The following is a 12,305-nucleotide window of genomic DNA, read 5'->3' as shown; positions in this document are numbered from 1 at the left end:
TTAGGATTCAACAAAAAGATCTAACAGCGGCAATATTCTAAAAATAACGATATGTATCATGCTGTTGCATTCACAAGGTAAATGCATTGCACTTAAGGTTGCGTTGGATCAATAAAACTAAGATTGCATTTTTGTATAGTTAGGTCATAAAGTGAACACACGTTAAATTGTCAGAACATTTTGAGGTTAATTATGCTAAATAAAGTGATGAATTCATTAGGTCTAACCCTGATTGCCAGTAAGTATGCTGCTGTACTCCTTCTTGCCGGGCTTACAATCACATCCGCATAACTTTTTATTATTCAAAATGCTATCAGCCCCCTTCTTACAAAAAGCAGTGTTAGCTGCTTTTTCCTTCTCTCTTCCTCCTCTTACTGAATGTTAAGATTTCGGTTATACTGCGTTAAAATCATGGACGGAAGCAGTACAAATGGCAGCAACAAATGTCGACCTCAACGAAATAGCCAAATTTGAGCAATTGGCTGCGCAGTGGTGGGATCTAGAGGGCAAATCTAAACCCCTCCATCAGATCAATCCACTAAGACTTAATTATGTCGATCAGCGCAGTGGTGGATTATTTGCTAAAACCGTCCTAGACGTCGGTTGTGGCGGCGGAATTCTCTCGGAAAGCATGGCTCAACTTGGTGCGAAAGTGACTGGTATTGATATGGGGAAAGCCCCCCTCAATGTCGCTAAGCTCCATGCACTTGAATCTCAAGTTCAAGTCAACTACCTTCAATCAACGGCAGAAGAACATGCCGACAACTATCCTGAGCAGTATGATATTGTGACCTGTATGGAGTTGTTGGAGCATGTGCCCGATCCAGCCTCGGTGATCCATGCCTGCTGTCAACTGGTTAAACCCGGCGGTCACGTCTTCTTCTCCACCTTAAATCGCAACATAAAATCCTACCTTTTTGCCATTATTGGTGCTGAACACCTAATGCAAGTTGTTCCAAAAGGTACGCATGACCACGGCAAGTTTATTCGACCTTCTGAGCTCCTCGCCTATATTGATACCACTTCGCTAACAGAACAGCATATCACTGGGTTGCAATATAATCCCTTGTTTGACAGTTATAAGCTCGGGCGGTGTGTCGATATCAACTACATTGTACATACCACTAAAGCAATCTAATCGCCGTAAACAATAACGTTTGATAATAAGGACATTATTATGGCATCAGCACTGTTATTCGATTTAGACGGTACCTTGCTTGATACCGCCGAAGATATGGCGAAAGCCGCAAATAAAGTACTGGCACAGCATGGCTTTGAGGCGCTCAGCCAAGAGCAAATCTATGCCAATACTAGCTTTGGCGCTCGCGGGCTATTGAGTGCAGGCTTTGGAAAGCACTATGCCGAACATGATGCCCAGCAGCTAAGGAAACAGTTTTTATTACACTATGCGGAAAATATTAACTCGCACACTCGCTACTACCCAGAAATAGAAAACGTACTAAACACTCTCTGCGCAACGGCAACACCTTGGGGCATCATGACCAACAAACCGGGCTTTCTCACTGAATTACTTTTGCCCTTTTTTCCTTTGTTGGAGCAAGCCAATATCATAGTGTGTGGCGATACCCTACCCCTCGCCAAACCCCATCCAGAACCCCTACTATATTGCGCTGAGCGAATCGACAAGCCACCACACGAGATCACTTACGTTGGCGATGTTGAAGGTGACATGACCGCGGCAAGCGCCGCAGGAATGTCTGGCGCCATTGCTAGCTGGGGCTACATTGGTGCCGATGTTAAGCCCACTAGCTGGCCTCACCATCATCTACTGCAAACACCAGCCGACATCCTGTCACTCTTACCGCACACTGGAGAGTATGCCGTGAATAGTTAAAATATTTGCAGTAGAACACAGCAATATAGTCAATGTCACAATATAGAGCGCAAACAAATCGCTCTATTTCACGGTAAAAAATGGCTAAACCGTTACTCAGTTAGCAATTGATTAAACAAGGCATTATTGTAGCGATGCTTCCACGTAAGTGAACACTTACTGGCTACTGAAATAGTTATCGGCGTGATGAACTACGGGGTTTAAATAGCAGTTGCAAAAACGAGACATTCACTCTATCTTGTACCTCGTAACCCATAGCAACCCAATATGTTGTGTTATTAGCGTGAAAAACATACAACAAATCGCTACTAAACCAACCTGCTATGCGCATCTTTAAGTCAGCATTAAAACAATTTGGGATCTCAACAAACCATGAACCAATCACTTACGGTTGCCAAGCGCGACGGACGTATCGAACAAATCGATCTAGATAAAATTCATCGCGTCATCACATGGGCAGCGAACGGACTCAACAACGTCTCTGTCTCTCAAGTCGAATTGAAGTCACACATTCAATTTTATGAAGGGATCAAAACCTCCGATATTCATGAGACCATCATAAAAGCCGCTGCAGACCTAATATCAGAGCAGACCCCAGACTACCAGTATCTCGCTGCGCGCTTGGCCATGTTCCACTTACGTAAAAAGGCTTATGGACAATTTGAACCACCGACGCTGTTGGATCACGTCACTAACATGGTGGAAAAAGGCAAATACGATAAACACCTACTCGAAGATTACTCCCCAGCAGAACTGGCACAGATGGATGAGTTCATCGAACACAGCCGAGATATGGACTTTTCCTATGCTGCGGTAAAACAACTCGAAGGCAAGTATTTGGTCCAAAACCGCGTCACTGGTGAGATCTACGAAAGTGCACAGTTTCTCTACATGATGGTAGCGGCATGCTTATTCTCCAAATACCCTATAGCAACGCGAATGGACTATATTCGCCGTTTCTACAATGCCGTCTCTACGTTTAAAATCTCACTACCAACTCCAATTATGGCGGGTGTACGTACACCAACACGTCAGTTCAGCTCTTGCGTGCTCATTGAATGCGATGACAGCTTAGATTCTATCAATGCTACCGCTAGTTCAATTGTACGTTATGTCTCTCAACGAGCGGGGATTGGGATTAATGCCGGGAGAATTCGTTCGCTAGGCAGCGAAATTCGTGGCGGCGAAGCGTTTCACACTGGCTGTATCCCGTTTTATAAGTACTTTCAGACAGCCGTTAAATGCTGCTCTCAAGGCGGGGTTAGAGGTGGAGCAGCGACGTTGTTCTACCCAATATGGCATGGTGAAGTTGAATCTCTTTTAGTGCTCAAAAATAACCGCGGTGTGGAAGAGAACCGAGTTCGTCACATGGACTATGGTGTTCAAATTAACAAGCTCATGTATACCCGCCTTATCAAAGGAGAGACCATCAGCCTCTTTTCTCCCTCGGATGTTCCGGGACTCTACGACGCCTTTTTTGAGGACCAAGCGGAGTTTGAGCGTTTATACCTCAAGTACGAGCAAGATACATCGATTAGAAAGAAAACCATTAAGGCTATCGACCTCTTTGCCACCATGATGCAAGAACGCGCATCAACCGGTCGGATCTACATTCAAAACGTCGATCACTGTAATACCCATAGCCCATTCGATGAGAAAGTCGCCCCCGTTCGCCAATCCAATCTCTGCATGGAAATTGCGCTGCCGACTCGCCCTCTCAACAATGTTGAGGATGACCAAGGTGAAATTGCGCTATGCACCCTCTCTGCGTTTAACCTCGGCAAGCTGGAGACGTTGGATGAGCTGGACGAACTGGCTAACTTAACGGTCCGCGCACTGGATGCATTGCTCGATTATCAAGATTATCCACTACCTGCCGCGAAAATTTCGACCATGAATCGGCGTACGCTAGGAGTTGGGGTTATCAATTATGCATACTACCTTGCCAAAAATGGCGCTCGCTATTCCGATGGCAGTGGCAATGCGCTCACCCACCGCACCTTTGAAGCAATTCAGTACTACTTATTAAAAGCGTCTTTGCAATTGGCCAAAGAGCAAGGCGCCTGCCCTGCATTTGCACAAACCAAGTACGCGCAAGGTATTTTGCCTATCGATACGTATAAGAAAGACTTAGATAATATCTGTGCGGAACCATTGCACTACGATTGGGAAGCGCTACGTCAAGAGATAAAACAACATGGGCTACGCAACTCGACTCTATCCGCATTAATGCCATCAGAAACGTCGTCGCAGATCTCCAATGCCACCAACGGTATTGAACCACCACGTGGGTATATCTCAGTAAAAGCATCAAAAGATGGAATTTTGAAACAAGTCGTGCCGGAATACGAAAAATACAAAGACAACTACGAGCTGCTTTGGTCAATTGGCTCAAATGACGGATATATGCAACTTGTCGGTTTAATGCAAAAATTCGTTGATCAATCTATATCGGCCAACACCAATTACGACCCGAGCTTGCATGCTAATGGTAAGGTTCCGATGAAACTACTGCTAAAAGATCTACTGACAGCGTATAAACTGGGAATTAAAACACTGTATTACCACAATACCCGTGATGGGGCCTCAGACGCACAATCCGATGATGATTGCGCTGGCGGTGGCTGCAAAATTTAAACCTGCATGTAAATGGAATACAAGGCCCGACACCAGCGCGGGCCAAACAGAATTTGAGGACTATAATGGCTTACAGTACTTTTTCCCAACAAAAGAATAACCCGTTAACGGAACCGATGTTTTTCGGTCAACCCGTTAATGTGGCTCGTTATGACCAACAAAAATACGAAATTTTTGAAAAGCTAATTGAAAAGCAACTCAGTTTTTTCTGGCGACCAGAAGAAGTGGATGTCTCCAGTGATCGTATCGACTACGAAACGCTCCCTGAGCACGAAAAGCACATCTTCATTTCAAATCTAAAATACCAAACACTGCTGGACTCGATTCAAGGGCGTAGCCCCAATGTCGCCCTGTTACCACTTGTTTCCATTCCTGAGCTCGAAACCTGGATTGAAACTTGGGCATTTTCAGAAACCATTCACTCACGCTCGTATACTCACATTATTCGCAATATCGTCAAAGACCCAAGTGCCGTGTTCGACGATATTGTAGAAAACGAACATATCGTTCAGCGCACCACTGATATCGCTTGTTTTTACGATCAACTGATCCAAGCGACCAATGATTACCACCGTTTTGGTGAAGGCGAACACAGGATTAACGGCCATACCCTTAACATCAGTTTAAAAGCACTGAAGAAGAAGCTTTATCTTTGTTTAATGTCTGTGAATGCACTGGAAGCGATTCGCTTCTATGTCAGCTTCGCCTGTTCGTTTGCCTTTGCCGAACGCGAGCTAATGGAAGGCAATGCCAAAATCATTAAGTTAATTGCCCGCGATGAAGCTCTGCACCTGACTGGCACCCAACATATGCTCAATCTCTTGCGCAGTGGCAACGATGATCCAGACATGGCCATTATTGCCAAGGAGTGCGAACAAGAGTGCTTTACCCTCTTTAAAAACGCAGCAGAGCAAGAGAAAGAGTGGGCTGAATATCTGTTTAAAGATGGGTCTATGATTGGCTTGAATAAAGACATTTTATGCCAATATGTCGAATACATTACCAACTTACGCATGCAAGCCGTTGGTCTTAAGCCTGCATACGACAATGCCGATCAAAACCCTATTCCTTGGATCAATGCATGGCTATCGTCCGACAATGTGCAAGTTGCCCCCCAAGAAGCCGAAATCAGTTCCTATCTGGTCGGACAAATTGACAATGACGTTAATGCTGATGACCTCGGTGACTTTGAGCTGTGATCAAAGTGGATATAAATCAGGGTGAAGAGGTGGTATATCTCGATAACCCTGACAATCTACTTAATGCGTTAGCAAAACAAGGCATCGCAGCCGAAGCGCAGTGCCGTGATGGATTTTGTGGCTCTTGTAAGTGTGAATTAGTCGAAGGAGATGTAGAGTACCTACAAGCTGCCTTAGCATTCATTCAGGCCAATGAAATACTGCCTTGCATCTGCAAGCCTTTAACTAGCCTGAAATTAAGCCAGGTGACTTACCACATTCAAGAACAGATAAAGGCCAAATAGGCCTTATCTTTTAACATTTCACCGCTAAGCCGCTAACTATCGAGGTAAACTTCTTTTTCGATCTCCAGCCATTCGTACTCACCGACCAATGGCTGAGCATAAAGAAGACGGCGTAATATATCCATCGACAATGCTGTAATGACAGTACGCATCTCGGTGATCTTACGTTGACGAACACTTCTCACTAAGAAGCCAGCATCGCCCTCTGCGCACGACAAACCAATGGCGACGCTACCGTCTATATAGGTACCATTGGCTATCCCCACATCTGCCCCCGTTTTCTCGCGGCTCGATCTTGCCATCGCAATCGCAGCAACAACAGGCTCTGCGTCAGTAGTAATCTGCTCTAGGCCTGCTTTAAGTATCCAGCCTTGACGTAAATAGGGCACAGTTGCGCGATCAAGATGGACAGTGGCACTCAACTGTCCCGCTGTAAACTGCTCTGCTAACGACAATGTAAGGCCGCTATGTTCAAAAGCATCACAAACCTCTTCCGGTAAAGCACGATTTATCCCAACGATATTGCACGCTAAGGCATCCTCTATCGCCCTACATAGGGGCAAATACCCATCATGAGCAGGATTTCCAGTAATCTTCACTTCAATATAGGGAAGATAAGACCGGTAACCAATCGCTAATCCTGTTGGGACCACAATTGATGACAACCGAGCCCCAATACCAGACTCTGATGAGCCAAAAGTATAGATACGATGACAATGTTGCGCTTGATGATCATTGGCCAACAGGCGCGGTAAGATTTGTTCATCAATCATGCGATAAAATTCAGAGGGAACGCCGGGCGTAAAATAGAGATCTGCCCCATTTAATCGCTGGTGAAAGCCACACGCCGTGCCAATCGGGTTGTCAATAACAGCAGCTCCATCTGGCAGCATTGCCTGTTTAACGTTGGTATCGGGCATTGGCCGCCCCAACTGCTTGTAATAGTCTTTCAGCTTTTTCAGCCAAGTCTCAGATAAAACTAATGCAACCCCACCCGCCTCTGCAGCCGCCTGTGCCGACAGGTCATCGCTGGTTGGCCCCAAGCCACCATTGACCACTACGACATCACAACTATGACTTAATGATATCAATTCCTCTCGAATCACCTCTAAATCATCCGCAACCGTCACTCGACGACTAACCGCTAACCCTTGTTCGAAACAGCGCTGAGAAAACCACGCAGCGTTAGTATCCACGATATCGCCGTTGAGCACTTCATCTCCAGTACTTAACATCGCTACTTTCATGTGGTTCTCCTTTTCGTTGTTAGAAAATTAACTATATCGTATTTTCCTGTCTATTTCTTACACAAACACAATGCGTTACTTTCATTGAACTGACACTCTATGTGCCGGATTTTGTTAGATTCAGGCTACGACACTGTTTTTTATCGGATGCGACTAGGCTTTTATATCGCTATCAGCGATAATGCATGCCGTTTTTTAACACCTTTTGCTGTTTATTATTTTTGGAGTCAGGCTTGAAAGCTGCACTTACACCGGTTATTACTGCTTTGTTTTTTTCTAATCAAGCACTTGCATTTAACCCTGATGCCTGTAGTGGCATATACTCATCATACTGTAATACCGACTTCGCAGCGTCTAGCCCCACATCTCAGCTAGCAAACGCACAAAACTATGAAGTCACAACGCTACCAACGAACCAGCCTCGTCTCCCACTTCACCTTGAAGCAAGTCCTGATCAAGACTGGGACTATCTCGTGGGGCAAACTTATACTATTTTAGGTCTCAGTGTCGCCACTGTCGGCGTTATGACCTTTTTACCAGAAAGCTTTACAAACTGGACAGAAGAAGATCGCGACATGAGCCGTCTTGCCAGCAAATGGTGGGATAATGTCAGCGCTGGGCCAGTTTGGGATAAAGACGATCATGTATTGAACTACGTGATGCACCCATATTTTGGTGGTGTGTACTACACGGCTGCGCGACATGCCGGTTATGATGAGTGGAAATCCTTCCTCTACTCCTTCACCATGTCAACATTCTTCTGGGAATACGGCATTGAAGCTTTTGCAGAAGTTCCTTCTATTCAAGACATTATCGTAACGCCTGTCTTTGGTGCTGCGGTCGGTGAACTGATGTACAAGCAAGAGCAAGCCATTTTAGCTAATGGTGGTGAAGTGTGGGGCTCAAAATCGTTTGGTAACTTTAATCTGTTTTTGCTGAACCCCGTCGGTCATATTCATTACTGGGTAACCGATTGGTGGGGCGATGATGTTGATGTCAATATGAACTATAGCCCATGGTTTGGCGATCGTGATGCAACGAAGTTTGCCTTAGACTCTGGCGCACGTTATGACGCAGCGTTCGTCGGTATGCAAGTCAAGCTCAAGTGGTAAAATAGACAATTACGACCCAACGAAAAACACCCGCCTCTTGGCGGGTGTTTATTTTGAAGCTGATATCGCTAAGCTAACCCTTGATACAAGGCTGTCACGCCAGATATTGAACACAACACCAGTATCGTACCTCGCATCCATTCTGGTCGAATTAAGTGTTGCACCTTTACCGATAACCAAATAGCCAAGAAGCACGGAGGCAGCATAAATAGAGCGTGCTTAACATGCCACCAGCCAAAATGCCCGGTGGTATACAGTGCAATCATCGATAAAACGCAACTAAACAAAAAGTAGGCGGATAAGTTTGCGCGCATATTATTGGCCTTGGCATTTTGCATAACAATGGCCATTGGGGGTCCACCAATGGCTGTTGCTGTTCCCATCACACCCGATAAAAAGCCAGCAATAAATAGGTTTTTTGACGTCGGTTCAATATGAATTTTGGCAAAGCTAACCACAACGGCCAACAATACACCGCCGCCAAGCAATAAGGACAATTGGGCACTTGTCATCCAGACCATCAACCAACCAGCAACGAAAGTGCCAGGCACACGCCCAACAAATGCAGAGCCTAGACCTTTATAAGAGATACTTTTTCGATGCTGCCACGTATTAAACAGTGACAACAAAAAGCTGATAAATATCAACGTTCCCGGAACAAACCGTGGTTCAAACATAAAAACAACTGGCGCTGCCACAATCGCCATACCAAAACCAATAGAACTTTGTACAAAACAGCCTGCGGCCATCGCCAATGCACTAAAAATCAGCACACTAATATCCATAACTCTCCTAATAAATTAATGTTCAGCCTGACGCTGCGCCTGAATAAAGAAGTTTCTCGGTGTTATTGCTCGTTCACACAGCCTCTGTACGCTAACCTCGTAACCCTGCTCTTGCAGGTAAATAACCCGGTCTAATATCAGCCATAACTCAAGTGGGCGGCGGAAGAGTTGCCGAACCAGTTCCATTCTTTCAACACCCTTAAAGCGCTGTTGTCCTTGTTGTAACCAGCCAGCGTAATCAACATCGTTTGGTAAAGACAACGATTTTTGTTCAGCAGCCCAACGACAAAATGCTTCAAAACCCTGATTTAACATCGCTTTTTTTACGTTAGGAACAGGAATGTATCGATTTAATTGGGTCAACGAGCGCTGTAATAAGTCAAAACCAAGACGAAAGCTCATTTCAATTTCTCTTAGCCGCTCAACCCGATTAGGCGCAGTGACGGTCTCTTGCAACGGCAAGCGTAAATCATGGCGAGACAATGAAATCTCAGACGCTTGAGCCAGTAAAGATAGTGCCTGATAGCGCTCTGACTTAATCAAATGATAACAACAGGGAGAAATGGTAACAAAGCGCGTCTTCTGTTGAGCGACTAACTGCAATAAACGAGTATGTAAATCACCGCAAGCATGCAGTGCAACGGCATGTTGTTCAGAATGAATATGCCTCGCCGCTGCTGCAGAAAACGCATCTTCACATTGCATACTAACCGGGAGACCAAGCTTATTCGCATACGCTTCACCTTGCTGACATAACGACACTTGCCACTCAAGGCTCACGACAGGACGCCGGTGAATGTCTGCCATTACCCGGCCTAAATGCGCTTTCCCCGCACACCACTCCAAAAACGGTACGTCGCTGATAGGTAACGCGCGACTAAATGCTTCAATTTGCGTCCACTTTCGCCCTGGAATACCGCTATCCAACCCACGCTGTATCACCTGTGATTGTAATACTTCAACCAGTGGCCAGTTTGTGTCAATACCCGCTCGATATAACGCTTCTGCTTGGGGGATAAATGGGCTCAACGCTTGCGACAAACGAGGTAAGTCCCCTTTTAACGCGATGACATCCTCATCATTCAAGGTATTAAGCCAATCCAGTAAGGGCTGCGCGTTTTCCCAATAATAACCTGATTTTTCAAATGGCATGAACTGCCAATACCGTCGACTACATGTCAGTAAGTGATCGAGGTGTTGAAATTGGTGATGATATGACTGCATGACTCCCCCAAAAGAGAAGCCATTGTAGAGACTTACCCTGATTTGTCCAGCGTGTTAACTATATCACACTTTCTGGAGCCACCGCTGAACACTGCATTTGGCTGATTGTCTTTGGTGCTGCAATATAATAGCCCTGAAACCAATCAATACCGGCTTTTTTTGCCTGCTGGTAATTCTGTGCTGATTCAATACCCTCTTGCACCAGCACAGCCCCTTTTGAGTGCAGTTCATCAACAAAGCACTGATAGTTTGGATTGAATAGCTCTTTTCGATCTAGCTTAATAATATCGGGGTCAATGAGCTGTACTCGTCGACGCGTTAACGCATCATCTTGTACGTCATCCAAGGCTAAAACAATATTCTCAGTACTCCTTCGCCATCGACTCATCAACGCAAGAAGAGACTCCGAAAGCGCGGCATGTTCTAGGATTTCGATAACCAAGCGAATATTACTAATGCCAAGTTCTTTTAATCGGGAGCGTAATAATGCTTGATGTTGATGTATATTTTCGTGGTCAACGAGACTATCAAATTCATAGTTCATGAAAAGAAACTCTCCTCTAACGGGCTGTAAAGAAAAGTTTCTCAAGTGTAACGCGCGTATCAATTTGTCAAAAAAAACCAATTCGGCACTATTTCGTGCCATCTCCAGCACATTTTCAGCAGGAACGGGCTGTGAGGAAAGAGAAGGACGAATTAATGCTTCATGCCCCATCACACACCCAAAAGCATCAACAATCGGCTGAAATGCCGAAACGATTTCATAGCCATAATAGTCGACAACATAATAACTCTCTTTCCAGCGTAAGTGCCGTTCGAACTGGCGCCTTAAAGATTCACTGGTTACTTGATCACTCATGCACCCTCTAATGGACAGGCAGTATCATATCTTCGAACATTTCCTCTATCGCCGTGTTATTTTTTAAAGCGACAGCTTGGTCAACAATATTTCGCGTTAGATGCGGAGCAAATCGCTCCATAAAGTCATACATATATGTTCGCAAGAAGGTACCTTTTTTAAAGCCAATCATCGTTGTGCTCGCCCCTATAATATGGCTCGCATCAATCGCAACGAGGTCACTGTCTTGCTCAGTGTCAATAGCCATGCTAGCCAATACACCAACGCCAATGCCCAACCTTACATAGGTTTTAATCACATCCGCATCCGTCGCAGTAAAAACTATTTTCGGTGTATGACCCGCCTGATTAAAGGCGATATCTAATTCAGAACGACCTGTAAATCCAAAGACATAAGTGACCAATGAATATTGTGCCAAATCGTCTATTGTTACCATTCGTTTGTGTGCCAAAGGATGATCTCGCGTAACGACAATTGAGCGATTCCAATGATAACAAGGAAGCATAATCATATCTTCATACAAATGCAGCGCTTCCGTGGCAATCGCAAAATCAGCGCCCCCTTTAGCGACACTATCGGCAATTTGAGATGGAGTCCCCTGATGCATGTGAAGAGATACTTTCGGGTAGCGTTGAGTAAAGCCCTTAATAACCGAAGGCAACGCATAGCGTGCCTGAGTATGTGTCGTTGATATGTTTAGCTTACCTATTTCAGGATGGGTATATTCGCCAGCGACCGACTTTATACTCTCAACGCGTGAAAGAATATCACGTGAAATCCGTACGATGTCCTCTCCAGCAGGTGTTACCGTTGTCAGGTGCTTACCACTACGCTCAAATATTTGTACACCTAGCTCATCTTCCAGCAAACGAACTTGCTTACTGATCCCTGGTTGCGATGTATAGAGACTTTCTGCCGTTGATGACACATTCAAATTGTGATTCACCACTTCAACGATATATCTCAGTTGCTGTAGTTTCATTATGCGTACAAATCCTTTACTTATATGTTTACTATCCTGTTGTGATTTTAGTTATAACTAATAATGCTCTGCGAAGCCAGCGTCATAGATTTTTAATGAAAATCTTGCGTTTTATGCAACA

General features: G+C 44.9%; 11 protein-coding genes. 6 read left to right on the top strand and 5 right to left on the bottom strand.

All coding sequences use genetic code 11. From position 1 onward, the window contains the following. Positions 1-430 precede the first annotated feature (430 nt). From ubiG to yfaE, 5 genes are all read left to right on the top strand, one after another. Positions 431-1,138, top strand: a complete 708-nt coding sequence (gene ubiG / locus ACKLNH_RS06270; RefSeq protein ID WP_413111398.1) for a bifunctional 2-polyprenyl-6-hydroxyphenol methylase/3-demethylubiquinol 3-O-methyltransferase UbiG — start codon at positions 431-433, stop codon at positions 1,136-1,138. 39 nt (positions 1,139-1,177) lie between these two features. Then, positions 1,178-1,855, top strand: a complete 678-nt coding sequence (locus ACKLNH_RS06265) for an HAD family hydrolase (protein ID WP_413111397.1) — start codon at positions 1,178-1,180, stop codon at positions 1,853-1,855. Positions 1,856-2,227: 372 nt separating this feature from the next. Beyond that, a complete protein-coding gene (gene nrdA / locus ACKLNH_RS06260) occupies positions 2,228-4,492 on the top strand; it encodes a class 1a ribonucleoside-diphosphate reductase subunit alpha (protein WP_413111396.1) in 2,265 nt (754 codons plus the stop codon). Positions 4,493-4,557: 65 nt separating this feature from the next. After that, a complete protein-coding gene (gene nrdB / locus ACKLNH_RS06255; RefSeq protein WP_413111395.1) occupies positions 4,558-5,691 on the top strand; it encodes a class Ia ribonucleoside-diphosphate reductase subunit beta in 1,134 nt (377 codons plus the stop codon). Between the two features lie 5 nt (positions 5,692-5,696). Then, the gene (gene yfaE / locus ACKLNH_RS06250; RefSeq protein WP_413111394.1) at positions 5,697-5,975 is read left to right on the top strand and encodes a class I ribonucleotide reductase maintenance protein YfaE; all 279 of its coding nucleotides are present in this window, start codon (positions 5,697-5,699) and stop codon (positions 5,973-5,975) included. Positions 5,976-6,007: 32 nt separating this feature from the next. Here the strand turns inward: yfaE and ACKLNH_RS06245 are convergent, their stop codons facing one another. Further along, positions 6,008-7,222, bottom strand: coding sequence for a molybdopterin-binding protein (locus ACKLNH_RS06245; protein ID WP_413111393.1), 1,215 nt, complete (start codon positions 7,220-7,222; stop codon positions 6,008-6,010). 185 nt (positions 7,223-7,407) lie between these two features. On the opposite strand from ACKLNH_RS06245, the gene ACKLNH_RS06240 reads away from it, so the two are divergent. After that, positions 7,408-8,334 (top strand): DUF3943 domain-containing protein, encoded by a 927-nt coding sequence (locus ACKLNH_RS06240; RefSeq protein WP_413111392.1) that lies wholly within the window; start codon positions 7,408-7,410, stop codon positions 8,332-8,334. 68 nt (positions 8,335-8,402) lie between these two features. Here the strand turns inward: ACKLNH_RS06240 and ACKLNH_RS06235 are convergent, their stop codons facing one another. The 4 genes from ACKLNH_RS06235 to cysB are packed head-to-tail and all read right to left on the bottom strand — an operon-like array spanning position 8,403 to position 12,184. Continuing rightward, positions 8,403-9,119, bottom strand: coding sequence for a sulfite exporter TauE/SafE family protein (locus tag ACKLNH_RS06235; protein WP_413111391.1), 717 nt, complete (start codon positions 9,117-9,119; stop codon positions 8,403-8,405). A gap of 15 nt (positions 9,120-9,134) precedes the next feature. Beyond that, positions 9,135-10,343: a methyltransferase gene (locus tag ACKLNH_RS06230; RefSeq protein WP_413111390.1), complete on the bottom strand. Its 1,209-nt coding sequence runs from the start codon at positions 10,341-10,343 to the stop codon at positions 9,135-9,137. Positions 10,344-10,401: 58 nt separating this feature from the next. Next, a complete protein-coding gene (locus ACKLNH_RS06225) occupies positions 10,402-11,202 on the bottom strand; it encodes an EAL domain-containing protein (protein WP_413111389.1) in 801 nt (266 codons plus the stop codon). Positions 11,203-11,209: 7 nt separating this feature from the next. Next, positions 11,210-12,184, bottom strand: a complete 975-nt coding sequence (gene cysB, locus ACKLNH_RS06220) for an HTH-type transcriptional regulator CysB (protein WP_413111388.1) — start codon at positions 12,182-12,184, stop codon at positions 11,210-11,212. Positions 12,185-12,305 lie beyond the last annotated feature (121 nt).

Source organism: Thaumasiovibrio clandestinus, from assembly GCF_047250365.1.
In the GTDB taxonomy this organism is placed as follows: Bacteria; Pseudomonadota; Gammaproteobacteria; order Enterobacterales; family Vibrionaceae; genus Thaumasiovibrio.
Note: the sequence above shows the minus strand (reverse complement) of the source record. Positions and strands in the feature narration are given on the sequence as shown.